An 18954-nucleotide genomic window follows, 5' to 3' on the forward strand; every position below is an offset into this window, starting at 1 on the left:
CCGGAAGGCCCGTCGGGCGCGGGGCGGCGAGGGCCGTGGCGGGAACTGTTCCCGAGGAGTCCGCGTCGTCGCTGGTCATGGCTCCTCGCGCACGAGGATGTCCACGCATGTCACCTGAGTTGGCCTCGATGCCGCGGGGCAGTGTTCACTGGACCCCATGACCACTCCGCACGACGACCCCTCCGCGCCGCTGACAGCCCGAGCCCATGGATCCGCTCTGCGCGGCCGCGGCTGGCTGAACACCGGTGGCGTCGACCTCGATCTGGAATCCCTGCGCGGCAAGATCGTGCTGCTGGACTTCTGGACGTTCTGCTGCGTGAACTGCCTGCATGTCCTCGACGAGCTGCGGCCGCTCGAGGAGAAGTGGGCCGATGAGCTCGTCGTCATCGGGGTGCACTCCCCGAAGTTCGAGTTCGAGAAGGACCCGGACGCGCTCGCCGCGAACATCGAGCGCTACGAGGTCACCCACCCGGTCATCGACGACCCGGAGCTGGAGACCTGGACCGAGTACGGCGCCCGCGCCTGGCCCACCCTGATGGTGCTCGACACGCACGGACGCATCGCCGGCAACCTCTCCGGCGAGGGGCACGCCGCGAACCTCGACCAGCTGATCGAGCGGCTCGTGGCCGAAGGGGAGGCGGACAGCTCCCTGCGGCGCGGTCCTGCGCCCACGGTGCTCACCGAACGGACCCCGCAGACCCTCCGGTTCCCCTCGAAGCTCACGCCGCTGCCCGATGGCCGCCTCGTGGTCTCCGACGCCGGTCAGCACCGTCTGGTGGTCTTCCAGGACGACGGCCAGACGGTCGACGAGGTGATCGGCACCGGCACCCGCGGCCACACCGACGGCGACTCCGAGACCGCCCAGTTCACCGAACCCAACGGCGTGCTCGCCCTCCCGCACGAGGTCGCTGTCGAGGTCGGCTACGACCTGCTGGTGGCCGATACAGCCAACCACCTCCTGCGCGGGGTGAAGGTGGGCCAGGATCGCCTGCTGCGCTCCCGCACGGCGACCGAGGTGTTCACCGTGGCCGGCAGCGGAGCCCAGTGGATGCAGGGCGAGCCCCTGCCCCGGGGCGAGGGCGATGCCCGCGACTACGCGCTCTCCACCCCGTGGGACCTCACCTGGTCCCACGTCCTGAACCGGGCCGTGATCGCGATGGCCGGCATCCACCAGCTGTGGACCTACGACCCCGTCACCGGCGCGCTCCTCGTGCTCGCGGGCACCACCCAGGAAGGCCTGGTCGACGGCCCGGCCGTCACCTCCTGGTGGGCGCAGCCCTCGGGTCTGGACGAGCTGCCCGACGGGCGGATCGCCGTGGCCGACTCCGAGACCTCTGCCGTGCGCATCCTGGATCCCCACACCATGCAGGTGGGCACCCTCGTGGGCCAGGGCCTGTTCGACTTCGGCCACGTCGACGGCCCCGCCGGGCCCGACGGCGTCGCCCGGCTCCAGCACCCCCTCGCGGTCACCGCCCTGCCCGACGGCAGGATCGCCGTGGCCGACACGTACAACGGCGCGATCCGGATCATCGAGGAGCATGACCTCCAGGACCCCGAGGTGACCGCCGAGGTCACCGTCGTCACGGTCGCGACCGATCTCGACGAGCCCTCCGCGGCGATCGTCGGCCCGCCGGTCGACGGCATCGGCCAGCTGATCGTCGTGGAGTCGGGGGCGCATCGCGTCACCTGGGTGCCGGTCGCCAAGGCCGCCGAGCGTGTCCTGGACAAGGGCGCGCTGCGCTCCGAGCGGCCGGTCACGGAGGTCGGCCCCGGCCCCCTCACCGTGCGCGTCCTGTTCACCCCTCCCGAGGGCCACAAGCTCGACAACTCCCTGGGCCCGTCGACCCAGGTGACGGTCTCGACCACCCCGTCGGCCATGCTCACCGCCGGCAGCGGAGTGGGCACCGACCTCGAGCGCACGCTCGAGCTGGACCCCGCCTACTCCGAGGGCGTCCTGCACGTGAACGCGCGCGCCGCCTCCTGCGATGCGGATCCGGCCGTGGAGTTCCCGGCCTGCCATATGCACCAGCAGGACTGGGGCGTGCCGATCCGTGTCGTCGACGGCGCCCCGACCCATCTGGACCTGTCCCTGCTCGCCTGAGTCGACCGCTGACCCCGCTGAGCCCCGACGTCGGAAGCTGACCTGTGGACCTGATCACCGAATTCCCCCTGGGCGACGACATCGCCGTGACCCTCCTGGTGCTCGGCGTCCTCGCCGTCGCCGCGCTGGTCGCCGGCGCCGTCGTCCCCAGCCGCCTGCGCCGCGACGAGGACGCACCCGAGATGGACGACGGCCTCGGCCGCAGCCTCGGGAGGCAGCTGACGGCTGCCGGCTCCCTCATCCTGTGGGTGGGTCTGCCCGCTCTGGTGCTGCTGTACCTGGTACCCGGATCGACCGACGACCGCATCCTGCGCTCGGCGATGATGCTGGTGGGGCTGCTGCTGGGTCCCTTCGCCGCCTGGCGCGGACTGGCCGTGCAGCTCTCCGCCCTCGGGCTCGACACGGAGCGGCGGCCCGCGCTGATCTCGCGTCTGGGGGCTCTCGCCGTCACCGGCGCGCTCGCGGTCGCGATCCTCCCGATCGTCCTCGTCGTGTGGTTCCTGCACGCCTCCGGCTCCTCGGCCCTCCTGGCCCTGGCCGCCGGCGCCGCGATCTCGGCGCTCGCGATCCGCGTGACCTCGGCGCCGCTGGACACGGCGGCCGCCGCCGCGACCGTCCTGGTCGGCACCGACGAGCACGAGATCGGCGCCGATGACGAGGACAACCTCGGCATGCCCCACCTGCGGGCCTCTCGGATGTTCCGGCGCGGGGCGGGGCTGAGCGCCGACCTCGTCGCCCTGACCTCCGCCGCCGCGGCGCTGGGCATCCTGCTGGGAGTCCCCGTGCTGGCCGGCGAGGGCATCCTGGTGGTCCTGCTCGCGCTCGGCGTCGCGATGCTCGCCGCCGGCGTCGTCGCCGTGGTCCCGCACCTGGGCAGCGCCGGACACGAACGCGGAGCGCTGCGCCTGGGCGGTCTCGTCCCGGCCGTGCTCGGCGGCGTCGGCATGGTCGTCGCGGCAGCGCTGTGGCTCCCGTCGGCCTACAAGGAGCTGCGCTTCGCCCAGGTCGGCATGGAGAACTTCACGGACCCGGCCGTGGCCGGCCCCGAACCGCTCCCGCGCGCGCAGCTGGAGCCGCAGATCGAGCAGGCCGTGGCGGACATGGGCCAGTGGATCGAGACCACGGACGAGACCCGTGACGCGAGCGCCTTCCTCGACGTGCTCACCCTGTACACCGTGTCCCCGAGCACCGTCGTGGCCGCGTCCCTGGGCCTCGGCGTCCTGGCCGCTCTGGCCGCGGTGCTGCTGCTGGACCGCACCGGTCACCGCACGGGCGGGACCGTGCTGCGGGCCGCCCGCACCAGCCGTACCGGTGGCGCCCTCGGCGTGACCTCCGCTCTCGGCTCGACCGCGCTGATCGCAGCGGGCGCGCTCGCCCTGGTGATCGTCATCGCCGGCGTGATCTCCGTGCTCAGCGCCGGGGTCCCCACCCTGGCCCTCGCCCTGCTGGCCCAGGCCGGCCTCGGCGCCCTCGTGGTGGCCGTGGCCTACGCCGGGTCGCTGATGGCACCCAGCCTGGTGGACCGCCCCGGCATCGAGCGCGGGCTCCGCGATGCCGCGTCCGGAGCGGCGACCGGCCCCCGGGCGGCGATGCTGCTCGCCGGCGTCCTGACCGCCCTCGCGGCGCTGTGGCCCGTGGTCAACGCGCTGCAGACCGCCGCCCGTGCGACGACGGTCTGGGAGGACCGGGCGCTCCATGCCCTCAGCCCCGCCTCGCTGCCCGTGCTGGCCGGCGTGGGACTGGGCGTGCTCACCGTGCTGCTGGTGACCTCGTGCCTGCTGGACGGCGCGCGCCGGCTCGGAGCCGAGGCCGTGGTCGAGACCCGCGCCGCGATGCTCGAGAAGCGCAGCGGCGTGAACCTGGACGATCTGCCCGAGATGGTGCGCCGCGCCGTGCTGCCGGCCCTCGTGGTCGTCGTGCTGATGCCGCTCGTCGCCGGGTTCGGACTGGGCCCCGCAGCCCTCCCGGGCCTCGTGGTCGGCGTGGTGCTGAGCGCTGCCGCACTCGGTCTCTGGACCCTCGGCGCCGGCTCGACCCTCGCGAACGCCTCCACGGTCATCGGCCAGGGACGCTACGGCGGCCCGGGCTCCTGGGGCCACTCCGGCGCGCTGGGCGGCGCCGTGCTCACCGGGACGCTGCGAGCCGCGATCGGGTCCGTGGCGCTGCCGCTGGTGCTGGTCACCTCGCTCCTCGCCGCGCTCGTCGTGAGCTCCGTGGTCGGCATGGCCACGGACGGGACCAACGTCTTCCTGCGCTGGGGGATCGCCGTGGTCGCCCTGGTGATCGCGCTGACCTGCTGGGTGGTCTCCGCGACCGCCACAGAGGTCGACCTCGAAGATGGCGAGGGGGAGATCTCCAAGCCGCTGTTCGCCCGCGCCGAGGAGGGCCCGGAGGACACCCTGGACGCCATGGACTGGGAGTCCGAGGGCGAGTCCTCCCGGCAGGTCACGGTCCCGGCGCGCAAGTCCGCCAGGTCCAAGCGCGGCGCACGCCGGGCGGCGGCCGAGAAGGACTCGGGGCGCGACTCCGAGGGCTGATCCTGGTTCCTGGTTCCTGGTTCCTGGTTCCTGGTTCCTGGCTCCTGGCTCGTGATGGGCCGGGGGAAGGGTCAGGCCTGGGCTCCGAGGCCCCGCAGCACGAAATCCTCGAGCGCGGACGCCGAGAACCGGCGCGCGGTCGAGCCCACCAGCAGGGAGTTGACCACCCGCACGGTCGCGTCGATGTCGAGGTCAGCGGCGAAGTCGCCGCTGACCACGCCGTCCCGCACGATCGTGCGCAGAACGTCCTCGATCAGCAGGACATGCTCGCGCATGCGCGCGGCGGCGCTGTCGGTGAGCGAGGCCTTGCCCATCGACTGCGGCATGTGGAACGAGACGTTCAGCTCGAGCTGCGTGCGCACATAGGCGCGCGCGGCCTCCCGCGGTGAGGCGGAGTCGCTCACGCCGGCCCGCAGCTGGGCGATGTAGTCGGAGGTCTCGTGGAGCGCGTACTCGACCAGGAGGGTCTCGCGGTCCGGGAAGTGGTTGTACATCGCGGTGCGGCCGACGTCCGCCGCCGTGGCGATCTTCGAGAACGTGACGGACTCGAAGTCCTGGGTCTCCAGCAGCTCCGCGAGCGCGGCGAAGATCTTGTCGCGCGTGCGTTCGCGGTGCTCCTCGAGGGAGGCTCCGATGATCTTGGGCATGACGCATTCTTACACTTCGACAGAAGCCTGTGCGTACCGGCCGGAGGGGGAGGGCGTTCCTCCCGGAGGTGCATCGCCCCGAAACGCCTCGGGAGGCGAGGCGGCGACCGGCGGATGGACGCGGGCAGGCACGGATCGACGCGGACAGGCACGGCTCGGCAGGGGGTCGGAAGCGTGGACCGCGGTCGACGCAGAGGTCCGTGACGGACAGGGATGACCGCGATCGACGGAAAGGACCGCCGGCCGATGGCCGACGGTCCTGATCGAGCGGGTGACGGGAATCGAACCCGCGCTATCAGCTTGGGAAGCTGAAGTTCTACCATTGAACTACACCCGCGAAATGCCTCCCGACCAGTGCACCGTCCCGGAGGATCGGCCATCGTCGAGCGAACGCAGATCAGCATACCTGAGGTGGCGGTGCTCCGCGAACCGGGTCCGGAGGGCGGGGCGAGGTGCGGGGTCGGACGGGCTGGAGGGGCGCTGGGGCCGCAGCGGGAGCGGGAGCGGCGGTGGGAAGCAGCGCCGCCCCCGGTGGCGGGCGGATAGGCTGTGCGATGTGCTGCTGAGCGACCATGACATCCGAGGCCAGATCGAGGCCGGGCGAGTGCGCCTGGATCCTTTCGATGACGAGATGATCCAGCCTGCGTCGGTGGATGTGAGGATCGATCGGTATTTCCGACTCTTCGACAACCACAAGCACGCGATGATCGACCCGGCGATGGAGCAGGCGGATCTGACCCGCGAGGTCGCCGTCGACCCGGAGGAGCCGTACATGCTCCACCCGGGGGAGTTCGTGCTCGCGTCGACCTACGAGCAGATCACCCTGCCGGACGACGTCGCCGCGCGGCTGGAGGGCAAGAGCTCCCTGGGCCGCCTCGGCCTGCTCACCCACTCCACCGCCGGGTTCATCGACCCCGGCTTCCAGGGCCACATCACGCTCGAGCTGTCGAACATGGCGACCCTCCCGGTCGCGCTGTGGCCCGGGATGAAGATCGGGCAGCTGTGCTTCTTCCAGCTCTCCAGCGCCTCGGACCGTCCCTACGGCAGCGCGGGCAACCTCAACCGCTACCTCGGTCAGCGCGGCCCCACGCCCTCGCGCTCCGCGCAGAACTTCCATCGCACCGTGATCCCCGTCCAGGAGGACTGATGAGAGACATCGCGGAGGACGCCGACAGGAACGGCACCGGCACGACCGACTCGGCCAGCGCCAGCGCCAGCGCCGGCGCGGACGGCGTCGACGCCGTGGAGGGCCACGACGTCGACGAGACCTCGGCCGGTTCCGGCGCGGAGGGAGCTCGGACCGAGCATCGGCTCCAGCTGCCCCGGGGCACCGCCGCGGCGGACGTGCTCGCCATGGTGCGCAATGTGCGCCCGCAGGCCGTGCTGGGGGAGGACGGGACGATCGAGATCGGTGACGACACCCGTCTGGTGCCCGATCCGTCGCCCCGCGGCGCCGGTCGCTGGACCATCGAGACCCCGCGGGTGCGCGAGGATCCCCTCCCTGAGGGTCTCGGGGACTCCCATGGGTACGGGAAGGCCTTCCCGGAGGGACTCCCGTTCGCGGCGGAACGGCGCGCCCTGGATCTGGTCTGGTCGCTGAGCCGTCGCCTCTACGGGGCCGTGGTCACCGACGGCGGGGCCCGCCTCGAGCCGCACCCGTTCCATGTCCGCGACCTGATCGTCGTCAGCCCTCATGCGCTGGCCCCGGAGGCCTTCGCCCAGCTGATCGCACCGCTCGAGCCCGAAGCCGAGCTGGACCGGGTGCCATCGGAGGTCGTGCGGACCGGCTACAGCGTCACCATCCCGCTGACCACGCCGGGCTCGTCGGTCGAGGGCGACGCGATCCATGTCCGGGTGGGGCGCAGCACGAGGCATCCCGCGCTCAGCGCGCTCGGCTGGACGGACTCCGCCGTCGACTACGAGCTCGTGCACCTCCCGGCTGATGAGGCGGAGCTCGACCTCGAGAGTCCGGATGCGGAGACCGCCGCGCGCTGGTCGCACGCCTACCGTCGCATCGGACTGATCGCAGGGCTGCTCACCGAGACCGTCGGCGGGTATGTCGTGGATCTCGAGGGCTTCCTCGTGGATCCCGCCGATCTCGCCTGATCCTGCTGATCGCGCCTGATCCTGCTGATCGCGCCTGATCCTGCTGATAGCGCGTGATACTGCTGATCGCGCGTGATCCTGCCGCTCCCGCCCGATCCGGCGTCAGCCGGCGTCTGCGGCCCTCGTGACCTTTGCGGGCGCGGCACCGGCCGCGCCGAGCTTGATCGGCAGGAACGCCAGCAGACCCAGCGCGATCACGATGACGATGCCGAGGATCCCGGTGCGGGTGTCCTGGGAGATCGCCACCGTCACGGCGAAGGCCGCCGTGCCCAGGAAGCCGAGCGCTCTGCCCGTGGTGGCGTAGAGGCCGAAGTTCTCGGTCTCGCGGCCGGGCTCCGAGAGGCGCGTGAGCAGGTTCCTGGAGGCGGACTGCACGGGGCCGACGAAGAGGCAGATCGCGAGCCCGGCGATCCAGAACACGAGAGCCGATCCGAACGCGAGGACGACGAGCCCCAGCACGATGATCCCGAGACAGCCGACGATGATCAGCCACCGGGTGCCCATGCGGTCGTCGGCCCGCCCTCCGAGGAAGACGCCGATCCCGGCGACGAGGTTCGCGGCGATCCCGAAGATGATGATCTCGACGGTGGAGAAGCCGTAGGCGTTCGCGGCGAGCACTCCCGCGATGGAGAACACCGCTCCGAGGCCGTCGCGGTAGATCGCCGACGCGACGAGGTACTGGAGCATGACCGGCTCTTCGCGGAAGGCCCTGATCACGCGGCGCACGATGCTGGCGTACCCCTGCAGCGGGGTCCACCGCTGCGCGGGGGCCGTCGCGGGATGCTTGGGCGCCCAGATCATCAGCGGGAGGGTGCCCAGCAGGATCCACAGCGCCACGAACAGGGGGATCGCCCGGAAGTTCCAACCATCGTCCCCCGTGATCCCGAGCAGCCCGGTGCCGGGCATCACGAACAGCACCAGCACCGCGCCCAGGCACACGATCGAGCCCCAGTAGCCGACCGCCCAGGCCGTGCCGGAGATCCGGCCGCGGTTCTCCGGGGTCGAGACCTCGGGCAGCACCGAGTTCACGAACACTCCGGCCAGCTCGCTGAACACGACGGCGAGGGCGATCAGGGCGGCTCCCAGCACGAGATCGTCCGCGTCGAGCGCGACCAGGGGCATCAGGGCGACCACCAGCACGGTGGCCAGGGTCGTCACGCGCAGCAGGGTGTTGCGGACCCCGCCGCGGTCGGCGAGGTTGCCCAGCAGGGGGGCGAGCAGGGCGATCGCGACGGCGCCGATCGACTGCCAGGTGGTCAGCACCTGGGAGCCGTGGTCCTGTGCGGCCTTGATCGCCTCCTCTCCGACGGCGCCCTCGGAGGCGACGGCGCTCGCGACATAGGTGGCGAAGACGAAGGTGAGGATCACGGAGCTGAAGGCGCTCATGCCCCCGTCCCACAGGGCGAACGAGACGACGGGGCGACGACGGGATCTCGGTGCGGGGTCCGGGACGATGCGGTCTCCCGGTTCCGGGGTGGTGGCCATGGGCTCACTGTACGGAGCGCGGAGCCCAGGTCGGCACGTGAAGTGGGAGAAGGGCCTCAGAAAAGCACAGCCGCTCTCCCGTAGAATGGTCGAGGCCCCTTCCCCTGCTGTCGATGGACGGAGACTGCGTGTACACGATGCTCCTCGCCCATCTGGTGGCCGCGCTCGCAGGGCCGGTCCTGGTGCGGCTGATGGGGCGCAACGCCTTCTTCGTCCTGGCGGCGGTCCCCGCGGCCTCCACCGTGTGGCTCGCGACGCTGGACCCCGTCGCCCTCGCGCACAGCCCCCTCGACGTCTCCGTCCCCTGGATCCCCGCCTTCGGCATCGAGCTCGCCTTCCGCCTGGACCCGCTGAGCTGGGTGATGGCGATGATCGCGACGGGCATCGGGGCGATCGTGCTGATGTACTGCGCGCGCTACTTCCAGGACACCGAGCCCGGCCTGGGTCGCTTCGCCGGTGTGCTGACAGCCTTCGCCGGCGCGATGATCGGCCTGGTGCTCTCCGACGACGTCATGGTGCTCTACACCTTCTGGGAGCTCACCACCGTCTTCTCGTACCTGCTGATCGGGCACTATCAGGACCGGCAGGCCTCGCGCCGTGCGGCGATGAACGCCCTGATCTCCACCACGGCCGGGGGATTGGCGATGCTGGTGGGGCTCCTGATGATCGGTGCGGAGGCCGGGTCGCTGCGGATGTCGCAGATCCTGGTCTCCCCGATGTGGGTCGACGCCGGCCCGTACCTCGTGATCGCCGTGCTGCTCATCCTCGCCGGGGCGATGACGAAGTCCGCTCTCGTGCCGACGCACTTCTGGCTGCCCGGTGCGATGGCGGCGCCCACCCCCGTCTCCGCCTACCTCCATGCGGCGGCGATGGTGAAGGGCGGCGTGTACCTGATCCTGCGATTCGGCCCGGCGCTCACCCACCTCGAGGCGATCAGCATCGTCATCGCCGTGTTCGGCGCGGCGACGATGCTGCTGGGCGGATGGCGAGCGCTGCGGCAGACGGACATCAAGCTCCTGCTGGCCTACGGGACGGTCTCCCAGCTGGGCTTCCTCTCCGCGGTGGCCGGGCTCGCCACCCATGACGCCCTGCTGGCGGGGCTGGCCATGCTGATCGCCCACGCCGTGTTCAAGGCGCCGCTGTTCATGGTCGTGGGCATCATCGACAAGAAGTTCGGCACCCGTGACCTGCGGGTGCTGTCGGGGGTGTGGAAGGTCGCGCCGGTCGTCGCGCTGATCGGCACCATCTCGGCCGCGTCGATGGCCGCCGTGCCGCCGCTGTTCGGCTTCGTCGCGAAGGAGGCGCTGTTCACGGCGCTCTGGGAGGGCGCGCCCTGGCACCGTCTCCTGCTGGCCGCGCTCGTCGCGGGGTCGATCCTCACCGTCGCCTACTCCTGGCGCTTCGTCCACGGTGCCTTCGGAGCCGCTCCGGGCGCGCCCGCGGTCGATGCGCCGCGGATCCCGGTGCTGTTCTGGCTGCCGCCGGCAGTGGTGGCCGTGTTCTCCGTGGCCTTCCCTCTGCTCCTCGGCCCGCTCGAGAAGGTTCTGCGGGGCTTCTCGGCGCAGCTGCCCGAGACCGGCCAGGGCATCCATCTCGTCGTGATCCCGCACCTGGGCGTGCCCCTGCTGGCCTCCGTCGTCGCGCTCGGCCTCGGTGTCGTGCTGTGCCTGCTCGCGAGGCCGTTCGCGGTGCTCCAGAAGCAGGTCTCCCCGCAGACGTGGGCCGGCGAGGAGGTCCTGGACCGGATCGATGCGGAGCGCGGCTTCCGCCGCCTGATGCGCAGTATCGACGCCGCCTCCGTCGCCGTGACCCCGTTGTTCCAGCGCGGTTCCCTGCCGTACACCCTGGGCACGATGCTGCTGGTGCTGATCGCCCTCGTGGCCCCGATCGCCATCTCGCAGTCCCCGCTGCCGGACAACCTGGTGCTCTTCCACCATCCGGTCGAGCTCATCATGCTCCCGGTCGCCGCCCTCGCGGCGCTCGGCGCCGCCCGGTCCCGGCGCCGTCTGCGCGCGGTCTTCCTCATCTCGGTCACCGGCTATGCGGTCGCGGTGCTGTTCCTCGTCGCCGGCGCCCCGGACGTCGCGACCACCCAGGTCCTCGTCGAGACCGCGATGACCGTGGTGCTGGTCCTCGTGCTGCGCCGCCTGCCCACGCACTTCTCCCGCCGGCCGCTGCGGATCGGTGCCTGGGGCCGCTGGGCGATCGCGATCAGCACGGCCGTGGTCCTGTGCGGCGCGGCGCTGTATGCGGCCGACGCCCGCTACCTCGACCCGCTCGGCCCGGGGCTCATCGAGACCGCCTACACGATCGGCGGCGGCCACAACGTCGTCAACGTCGCCCTGGTCGACGCCCGCGTGTGGGACACGATGGGCGAGATCTCGGTGCTGCTGGTGGTCGCCACGGGCGTGGCCTCGCTGATCTTCGTGACCCGTCGTGAGCAGTCGATCTCCCGGGTGCGGGACCTGGACCTGCGCACCTCGATCTGGCGCCGCCGCGCCGATTCCGCGCTGCCGCAGAACGCCCTCGACTTCGATGCGCGGCCCGACGACGTCGCCGGCGGCAACCGGTGGCGCACCTGGCTCTCGGCCGGGCTGACCCTCGCCCCCGAGCGCCGGATGGTGATCCTCGAGGTCACCACGCGGATCGCCTTCCCGCTGATGATGATGTTCTCGCTGTACCTGCTGATGGCCGGGCACAACCTCCCCGGCGGCGGCTTCGCAGGCGGCCTGGTCGCGGGTCTCGCCCTCGCGCTGCGCTATCTCGCCGGCGGGCGCTACGAGCTCTCCGAGGCGGCCCCCGTGCAGGCCGGCTTCGTGCTGGGCTCCGGGATGGCGATCGCCGTCGCCGCGGGCGTGCTGCCGGTGCTCTTCGGCGGGACGGTGTTCGCCACGGCCACACCGATCGTGCACGTGCCGCTGCTCGGGGAGCTCCACTTCCCCAGCGCGCTGCTGTTCGACACGGGCGTCTATCTCGTCGTCGTCGGCGTCCTCCTCGACTTCCTGCGGTCCCTCGGGTCCCAGATCGACCAGCAGCAGGAGATGGAGTCCGATGTCCGTTAGCCTCGCCCTCCTCCTGACCGCCGGGGTGCTCATCGCCTGCGGCGTGTACCTCGTGCTCGAACGCACCCTGACCCGGGTGATCCTCGGCTTCGTGCTGCTCGGCAACGGGGTGAACCTCCTGTTCATCGTCGCCGCCGGCCCGCCCGGGAAGCCTCCGTTCGAGGGCACCGCTGAACCGGGCGAGATGACCGATCCGCTGCCCTTCGCGATGGTGCTCACGGCGATCGTCATCTCGCTGGGCATCACCGCCTTCGGCATGGCGCTGGCCTACCGTGCCTGGCAGCTGTTCGGGCACGACGAGGTCCCCGACGACGTCGAGGACCGGCGCGTGCTGCGTCGTCGGCGCCGCCGCTCGGAAGATGCCGAGAAGCTGCCCTGGTCGCAGGCCCTCTCGGAGGAGTCGCGACGCGGCGCGCTCCTGCACTCCCAGGGCTTCGCCCCTGCCGACGACCAGCTCGGCTCCGACCTCACGAGCGCCGAGGACGTCCCGCAGGACGCCACCGAGGCCGACGAGGGCCAGGAGCCCGCCCCGCGGCCGACGTTCCGGCGCCGCGCACGCGATCAGGGCCCGGACCGGGGGAGTGCCCGGGACCGGGTCGACGACGGCGGTGCGGCCCGGGCGCCCGGAGCGGGACCGGCCACCGATGCCGACCCCGACCTCGATCCCGACTCAGAGCACACCGACGAACGGCCCGACGAACGGGGGGACGCATGAGCATCGAGCTCCTCCTCGCCCTGCCGGTGATGCTCCCCCTGGGCGGCGCCGCGGTGACCCTGCTGCTGCGCCACCACGCACGCGTGCAGCTGTGGCTGACGATCCTCACGCTCGTCGCGATCCTCACCGTCGCGCTGGCGATGGGCTATTACGTCACCCAGGCGGGCGTGCTCGTCCTCCAGATCGGCAACTGGACGCCGCAGCTGGGCATCGTGCTGGTCGCCGACCGGCTCACCGCCCTGATGCTCGTGGTCTCCAGCTTCGTCACCCTCGCCGTGCTGGTGTACTCCAGCGCGCAGGCGGTGAGCGAGCAGACCGGGCGCACCCCGCTGGCGATCTACCACCCCACCTATCTGGCGCTGGTGGCCGGGGTGTCCATGGCCTTCCTCGCCGGGGACCTGTTCAACCTCTACGTCGGCTTCGAGGTGCTGCTCGCGGCGAGCTATGTGCTGCTCACCCTCGGCGGCTCCGCCAGCCGGATCCGCGCCGCGACGATGTACGTGATCGTCTCGCTGCTCAGCTCGATCATCTTCCTGTCGGCCATCGCCGCCGTCTACGCGGCCACCGGCACCGTGAACCTCGCCGAGCTGGCGGTGCGCCTGGACGGGCTCGAGCCCGGCACGCGGATGATGCTCGAGCTGATGCTGCTGGTCGCCTTCGCGATCAAGGCCGCGATCTTCCCGCTGAGCGCCTGGCTGCCGGACTCCTACCCGACCGCCCCGGCTCCGGTGACCGCCGTGTTCGCGGGCCTGCTGACCAAGGTGGGCATCTACGCGATCCTCCGCTTGGAGACGCTGCTGTTCCCGGCCTCGCAGATCCAGAACCTGCTGCTGGCGGCGGCGGGACTGAGCCTGTTCATCGGCATCCTCGGAGCCGTCGCGCAGACGGACCTCAAGCGAGTGCTGTCCTTCACCCTGGTCTCGCACATGGGCTACATGCTGTTCGGCATCGGCATGAGCACCCAGCTGGGGATGGGCGCGACCATCTACTACGTCGCCCACCACATCACCGTGCAGTCGACGCTGTTCCTCGGCGCGGGTCTGATCGAGACCCGCGGCGGGACCACGAACCTCATCAAGCTCGGCGGCCTCGCGAAGCTCGCCCCCCTCATCGCGATCCTCTTCTTCATCCCCGCCATGAACCTCGCCGGCATCCCGCCGTTCTCGGGCTTCATCGGCAAGGTGGGCCTGATCGAGGCCGGCATCCAGTACAACCTGGCCGCGGGCTGGATCCTCATCGCCATCAGCGTGCTGACCAGCCTGCTGACGCTCTACGCGATCGCGAAGATCTGGAACCGTGCCTTCTGGCAGGAGCCCAGCGAGGAGATCGTGCAGCGCGACGTCCGGATCCCGAAGGTGATGACGGGCGCGACCGCCGCGATGATCGGCTTCTCGCTGCTGCTGACCGTGCTCGCGGGACCGATCATGACCTACTCGAACGAGGCGGCCGCCTCGGTGCTGGAGCGGGTCCCCTACGTCAGCTCGGTGCTCGGGGACGATGCCGCGGACGCCCTGGTGTACAAGATCAGCGAGGACGGGCAGAGGGTGGAGGACCGATGAAGCGCCGATTCGCCGAACTGACCCGCTCCTGGATCTGGATCCTGGTGTCGGTCGCTCTGTGGTGCCTGCTGTGGGGCGGGCTGGATCTGAAGAACCTGCTGGGCGGACTCGCGGCGGCGCTGCTCGTCTTCGTGCTGTTCCCGATGCCGCCGCTGGGCCATGAGCTCACGATCCGCCCGGTGCGCTTCCTGCTCTTCCTGGTGCGCTTCCTGTACGACCTGTGCGAATCCGCGATCGAGGTGGGCTGGTACTCGATCCGCCCCGCCCCGCAGCCGCCCAGCTCCGTGATCGCCGTGACCATGGCATCGCGCTCCGACTTCTTCCTCAGCTTCACCGGTGTGCTGTGCACGCTGATCCCCGGCTCCGTGGTGGTCGAGGCCCAGCGCGCCACCGGCACGCTGTTCCTGCACACCATCGGCACCGGCACCCCCGAGGAAGCCGAGAAGGCGCGACGCACCGTCCGCGAGCAGGAGGAGCGCCTGCTGTGGGCGTTCGGCCGCCGCGAGGTGCTCGAGGAGGCTGGTCTGCGATGAGCACCTTCGACATCATCCTCGTCATCTACGGCGCGGTCCTCGCGCTGACGGCGCTGACCGTCGTCTATCGCATGGTCGTGGGTCCCACGATCCTGGACCGCGCAGTCTCCACGGACTCGTTGGTGGTGCTGGTCGTGATCGCGATGGCCCTCTACACGGCGTCCGCGAAGGCCTCCTGGGCGGGGCCCGCGATGCTCGCGCTCACCGGGCTCGCCTTCATCGGCACCGTCACCTTCGCGCGCTTCGTGGGCCGTGAGGAGCCGCGCACGCCGCAGCTGCGACGACACCGTCAGGAGTCCAGCACCAGCACGGGCCCCCTGGATGCCATCCATGTCGATCACCGCGGCGAGGAGCACGCTCCTGCTCACACAGAACCGGTCGCGGTGATCGGTGCTGAGCAGGCGATCTCCGAGGGTGCCGGGAGCTCGGAGGGGATTGTCGGGGTCGACGGGGCCGACGGCGCCGGGCACTCCGACCACTTCGAGCGTGGGTTCGGGGCCGAGGCGGGCTCCCGCGGTTTCGAGGTCGAGGCGCACGACGACGAGGTGACCGATGCTCCAGGCTCGTCGGACTCGACCAGCTCGACCAGCTCGACCAGCTCGACCAGCTCGTCGGACTCGACGGGCACGACGGAGGAGACGCGATGACCGCCATCGAGATCATCGCCGCCGTGCTGATCGGCGCCGGGATGCTGCTGGCCGTGCTGGCAGCCGTGGGTCTGAACCGCTTCGACGGCGTGCTGATGCGCATCCACGCCGCGTCCAAGCCGCAGGTGCTGGGCCTGATCTTCGTCTTCGCCGGGGTGAGCCTCGTGGTCGGCTCCTGGGCGCTGGCGGGGCTGCTGCTCGTGGTGCTCCTCGCCCAGATGATCACGATCCCGGTGGCGAGCGTGATGGTGGGCCGTGCCGCCTTCCGTCGCGGCTTCGTGCGCGGGGGCGACTATGCGATCGACGAGCTGAGCGACCGCCTCGCCACCCCGACGGACGATGACGACGACGAGGACGGCTTCATCGACGACGAGGGCGATGACCATGAGGGCATGGCCTCCGACCGCGAGGACCAGTTCCCCGAGAACATCGTGGCGACGACCGACGGCGCGATCACCGATCGCAACTGGGAGAAGCCGGAGACCGGCGCCGAGGACATCGACGACGACGACGTCATCGACGTCGACCTCGAGGACGAGACCGAGCGGGAGGCCGAGGAGGTCGCCGAGCGCGACCCCCGGCACTGACCGCCTCCCGGGCACGGCACACACCCAGGCAGGGTGGATCTGCCCGACTCAGAAGAGGCCGACGGACTCCCCGGACTCGGTGACGCCCATGCGCAGGGCGGCGGGCTCCTTCGGCAGTCCCGGCATGGTCATGATCGCGCCGGTGAGCGCGACCACGAAGCCGGCACCGATCTTGGGGACCAGGTCCCGCACATGCAGCACGTGCCCGGTCGGGGCCCCGAGCAGAGAGGGGTCGTCGGAGAAGGAGTACTGGGTCTTGGCGACGCACACCGGGAGGGTGTCCCATCCGTTGCGCTGCAGCATCCGCAGCTGCGCGGGCGCCCTGCCCTCGAGCACGACGTCGTCGGCCCCGTAGATCTCCCGGGCCAGGGTGCGCAACGACGCCTCGATCCCGTCGGCCGGATCGTAGAGGTGATGGAAGCCGTCGCCCTCGACGGTGTCCATCGCGGCGAGCACCTCGTCGGCCACGGCGAGGCCGCCCTGGCCGCCCTTGGCCCACACCTCGGACAGCGCGGCCCGGAAGCCCTGCTCGCGAGCCCAGTCGAGGATGGCCTCGAGCTCTGCCTCGGTGTCGGTGGGGAAGCGGTTCAGGGCGATCACGGGCTCGAGCCCGAACTTGCGGAGGTTCTCCACGTGGCGGGCGAGGTTCACGGTCCCGGCGCGCGCGGCCTCGATGTCCTCGTCGGCGAGATCGGCCTTGGCGACACCGCCGTGCATCTTCAGCGCGCGCACGGTGGCGACCACCACGGCGGCGTCGGGGGAGAGGCCGCCCAGGCGCGACTTGATGTCCAGGAACTTCTCCGCGCCGAGGTCCGAGCCGAAGCCGGCCTCGGTCACGGTGATGTCCGACAGGGCGAGGGCCAGGCGCGTCGCCGCGAGCGAGTTGCAGCCATGGGCGATGTTCGCGAACGGCCCGCCGTGCACGAGGGCCGGGGTGCCGCCGAGGGTCTGCACCAGGTTCGGCAGCAGCGCGTCCTTGAGCAGCATCGTGATCGCGCCGCCCACGCCGAGATCCGCGACGCTCACCGGCGCGCGCTCGTAGGTGAAGCCGACGACGACCCGGTCGATACGTGCCTGGAGGTCCGCGAGGTCCGTGGCCAGACACAGGATCGCCATGATCTCGGAGGCCACCACGATGTCGAAGCCGTCCTCCCGCGGGACGCCCTGGGTGGGCCCGCCCAGGCCCACCACGATCGAGCGCAGGGCGCGGTCGTTGACGTCGACCACGCGCTTCCACTGGATGCGTCGGGGGTCGATGCCCAGCTGGTTGCCCTGGTGGATGTGGTTGTCGATCAGCGCGGCGAGGGTGTTGTTGGCGATCTGGATCGCGTGGAAGTCGCCGGTGAAGTGCAGGTTGATGTCCTCCATCGGCACCACCTGCGCGTACCCGCCGCCGGTGGCGCCGCCCTTGATGCCCATGATCGGGCCGAGCGCAGGCTCCCGCAGCGCCACCATCGTGGACATCTTCTTGAGGGTGAAGGCATCGGCGAGGCCGACGGTGGTGGTCGACTTGCCCTCACCTGCCGGGGTGGGCGACATGGCGGAGACCAGCACGAGCTTCGCGCTCGGGGCGTCGGCGAGGCCCTGCATCTGCCGCACGTCGACCTTGGCCTTGTAGGAGCCGTACGGCACCAGCGCCTCGGCGGGGATGCCCGCCGTCTCGGCGATCTCGGTGATGGGGAGCAGGGTCGCCGCCTGGGCGATCGCAAGATCCGGGTTCTCGGCTGACATCGTCGTCCTCCAGGGTTCGGCTGCCGGCGGGGTCGCCGCAGACTCGTCGTCCCGGTCAGCCTATGACGCCTCGCGAAGCGATGAGGGCGAGTCGGCGGGATGGCAAGAGCCTGTGTCTGCTGGGGATCAGGTGGCGGCGGTGAGACGGTGAGCCGAGAGGCCGCGGACTGACCTGTCCCCGTCCTGTCGAGCTCCTGATCGCCGCGAACGGGGGAACCCTCCGCACCGGGCCGTGCGGCGGCCGGGCGGATCGATCACCGGTGTCGTGCTGTCGCTGGTGCTGTCCTCTCAGTTCGAGGACACGACAGCCGACGGGGTCCGGCTGACGTTCACGCTGGCCACGGTGGTCCTGGCCGTGGTGGCGCTGGTGCTGTACTGGATCTGCTTCCGCACCACCCGGGAGGTCGTGCCGGCCGGTTCCGGGACCCTCACCCTGCGCACCACGCTGCAGATGGTGCGGCGGAATCCGCCGCTGCTGCAGCTGTGCCTGGGAGCGCTGTTCCTGCTCGGTGGGTCCTTCACCATCGCCGCTGTCCAGGCCGAGCTGGGGGAGTGACGACCTTCTTCGCACTCGTCCTCCGCGAGTCCGTCCTCCGTTCGGCCTGCGCAGTGCAGGCGCAACCGAGGGGTGGAGGTCGGTACGCTCTTCGTCCATGACGGATACGAGTGGATGGGTCGCGATCGCCCGGGAGGACCGGGAGACGGTCGGCTACCTGGAGCCGGTGACCGACGACTACGACCTCGTGCAGCCACGATCGCTCCTCGGGCATGCCGTGGGCGCTCCGGTCGACTACGACTCCGGCGAGCGACTGGTGGAGAGATTCAGCCTGGCCGAGCTCGCCGAGCAGTGGGTGCTGGACGCGGGAACCGCCGACGAGATCGCCGGGCTGACCGTGATCGAGCTGTCGCCGCACGGCGTCCTGCTCGCTGACTACTACGCGACCAAGGGACTGATGCCCACGGACACGACGCGCGTGGTCTGGCCCGACCTGCAGGAGCGGCTCAGTCGTGCGTGAGGTCAGAGGTAGCGCTGCACGGCCGCGCGGATCTCGTCGGCGTGCTGGTAGATCTCATCGAGTGTCTCCAGGGGGTGGCGGGTCTCCACCTTGTCCTCGTCGAGCAGGCCGAGATACTTCTGCTTGGTGTTGACGTGGATCCGCGCCGGGGCTAAAGCCCTGAGCGCGGGGACACGGCGATGCGGCACCCGGACAGCAGAAGACCCCCCGCCACTGGCGGGGGGTCTT

The 18954-nt window shown here is 71.0% G+C and carries 16 protein-coding genes and 1 tRNA gene; 12 read left to right on the top strand and 5 right to left on the bottom strand.

Annotation, left to right across the window (positions count from 1 at the left end; translation table 11 throughout):
- Positions 1 to 157 precede the first annotated feature (157 nt).
- Together ABD093_RS01595 and ABD093_RS01600 are read left to right on the top strand one after the other, a co-directional pair.
- Positions 158 to 2101, top strand: a complete 1944-nt coding sequence (locus ABD093_RS01595) for a thioredoxin-like domain-containing protein (protein ID WP_193118996.1) — start codon at positions 158 to 160, stop codon at positions 2099 to 2101.
- A gap of 44 nt (positions 2102 to 2145) precedes the next feature.
- Positions 2146 to 4638 (top strand): pyrophosphatase, encoded by a 2493-nt coding sequence (locus tag ABD093_RS01600; RefSeq protein ID WP_343922033.1) that lies wholly within the window; start codon positions 2146 to 2148, stop codon positions 4636 to 4638.
- Between the two features lie 71 nt (positions 4639 to 4709).
- Here ABD093_RS01600 and ABD093_RS01605 read toward each other — a convergent pair whose 3' ends face one another.
- Complete coding sequence (locus ABD093_RS01605; RefSeq protein ID WP_193118902.1) at positions 4710 to 5285, bottom strand: TetR/AcrR family transcriptional regulator; 576 nt, start codon at positions 5283 to 5285, stop codon at positions 4710 to 4712.
- Between the two features lie 266 nt (positions 5286 to 5551).
- A tRNA-Gly gene (locus ABD093_RS01610) sits at positions 5552 to 5622 on the bottom strand.
- Between the two features lie 219 nt (positions 5623 to 5841).
- Between ABD093_RS01610 and dcd the strand changes: the two genes are divergently transcribed.
- Together dcd and ABD093_RS01620 are read left to right on the top strand one after the other, a co-directional pair.
- Positions 5842 to 6432 (top strand): dCTP deaminase, encoded by a 591-nt coding sequence (gene dcd / locus ABD093_RS01615; RefSeq protein WP_193118901.1) that lies wholly within the window; start codon positions 5842 to 5844, stop codon positions 6430 to 6432.
- Positions 6432 to 7391 (top strand): hypothetical protein, encoded by a 960-nt coding sequence (locus ABD093_RS01620; RefSeq protein WP_226850789.1) that lies wholly within the window; start codon positions 6432 to 6434, stop codon positions 7389 to 7391. Before dcd ends, ABD093_RS01620 begins: the two co-directional genes overlap by 1 nt.
- Before the next feature lie 102 nt (positions 7392 to 7493).
- Here the strand turns inward: ABD093_RS01620 and ABD093_RS01625 are convergent, their stop codons facing one another.
- Complete coding sequence (locus ABD093_RS01625) at positions 7494 to 8876, bottom strand: MFS transporter (RefSeq protein ID WP_193118900.1); 1383 nt, start codon at positions 8874 to 8876, stop codon at positions 7494 to 7496.
- Positions 8877 to 9013: 137 nt separating this feature from the next.
- On the opposite strand from ABD093_RS01625, the gene ABD093_RS01630 reads away from it, so the two are divergent.
- The 6 genes from ABD093_RS01630 to ABD093_RS01655 are packed head-to-tail and all read left to right on the top strand — an operon-like array spanning position 9014 to position 15979.
- Positions 9014 to 11938 carry a Na+/H+ antiporter subunit A gene (locus tag ABD093_RS01630; RefSeq protein ID WP_343922142.1) on the top strand — a complete coding sequence of 975 codons (2925 nt, stop codon included), beginning with the start codon at positions 9014 to 9016 and terminating at the stop codon, positions 11936 to 11938.
- The gene (locus tag ABD093_RS01635) at positions 11928 to 12653 is read left to right on the top strand and encodes a Na(+)/H(+) antiporter subunit C (protein WP_343922034.1); all 726 of its coding nucleotides are present in this window, start codon (positions 11928 to 11930) and stop codon (positions 12651 to 12653) included. The genes ABD093_RS01630 and ABD093_RS01635 overlap by 11 nt, the downstream gene beginning before the upstream one ends.
- The gene (locus ABD093_RS01640) at positions 12650 to 14212 is read left to right on the top strand and encodes a Na+/H+ antiporter subunit D (RefSeq protein WP_343922035.1); all 1563 of its coding nucleotides are present in this window, start codon (positions 12650 to 12652) and stop codon (positions 14210 to 14212) included. The genes ABD093_RS01635 and ABD093_RS01640 overlap by 4 nt, the downstream gene beginning before the upstream one ends.
- The gene (locus tag ABD093_RS01645) at positions 14209 to 14745 is read left to right on the top strand and encodes a Na+/H+ antiporter subunit E (protein ID WP_343922036.1); all 537 of its coding nucleotides are present in this window, start codon (positions 14209 to 14211) and stop codon (positions 14743 to 14745) included. The genes ABD093_RS01640 and ABD093_RS01645 overlap by 4 nt, the downstream gene beginning before the upstream one ends.
- On the top strand, positions 14742 to 15392 hold the full coding sequence (locus ABD093_RS01650; protein ID WP_343922037.1) for an MrpF/PhaF family protein: 651 nt from the start codon (positions 14742 to 14744) through the stop codon (positions 15390 to 15392). The genes ABD093_RS01645 and ABD093_RS01650 overlap by 4 nt, the downstream gene beginning before the upstream one ends.
- Complete coding sequence (locus tag ABD093_RS01655; protein ID WP_193118894.1) at positions 15389 to 15979, top strand: cation:proton antiporter; 591 nt, start codon at positions 15389 to 15391, stop codon at positions 15977 to 15979. The genes ABD093_RS01650 and ABD093_RS01655 overlap by 4 nt, the downstream gene beginning before the upstream one ends.
- Before the next feature lie 48 nt (positions 15980 to 16027).
- On the opposite strand, the gene ABD093_RS01660 is transcribed toward ABD093_RS01655, so the two are convergent.
- Positions 16028 to 17710, bottom strand: a complete 1683-nt coding sequence (locus ABD093_RS01660) for a formate--tetrahydrofolate ligase (protein WP_343922038.1) — start codon at positions 17708 to 17710, stop codon at positions 16028 to 16030.
- A 265-nt stretch (positions 17711 to 17975) separates the two neighbouring features.
- Between ABD093_RS01660 and ABD093_RS01665 the strand changes: the two genes are divergently transcribed.
- A complete protein-coding gene (locus ABD093_RS01665) occupies positions 17976 to 18266 on the top strand; it encodes a hypothetical protein (protein ID WP_193118892.1) in 291 nt (96 codons plus the stop codon).
- A gap of 97 nt (positions 18267 to 18363) precedes the next feature.
- Positions 18364 to 18726: a hypothetical protein gene (locus ABD093_RS01670; RefSeq protein WP_193118891.1), complete on the top strand. Its 363-nt coding sequence runs from the start codon at positions 18364 to 18366 to the stop codon at positions 18724 to 18726.
- Between the two features lie 2 nt (positions 18727 to 18728).
- Here ABD093_RS01670 and ABD093_RS01675 read toward each other — a convergent pair whose 3' ends face one another.
- Positions 18729 to 18914, bottom strand: coding sequence for a hypothetical protein (locus ABD093_RS01675; protein ID WP_377802383.1), 186 nt, complete (start codon positions 18912 to 18914; stop codon positions 18729 to 18731).
- Positions 18915 to 18954 lie beyond the last annotated feature (40 nt).

Origin of the sequence: Brachybacterium tyrofermentans (assembly GCF_039526165.1) — a bacterium.
GTDB lineage: Bacteria > Actinomycetota > Actinomycetes > Actinomycetales > Dermabacteraceae > Brachybacterium > Brachybacterium tyrofermentans.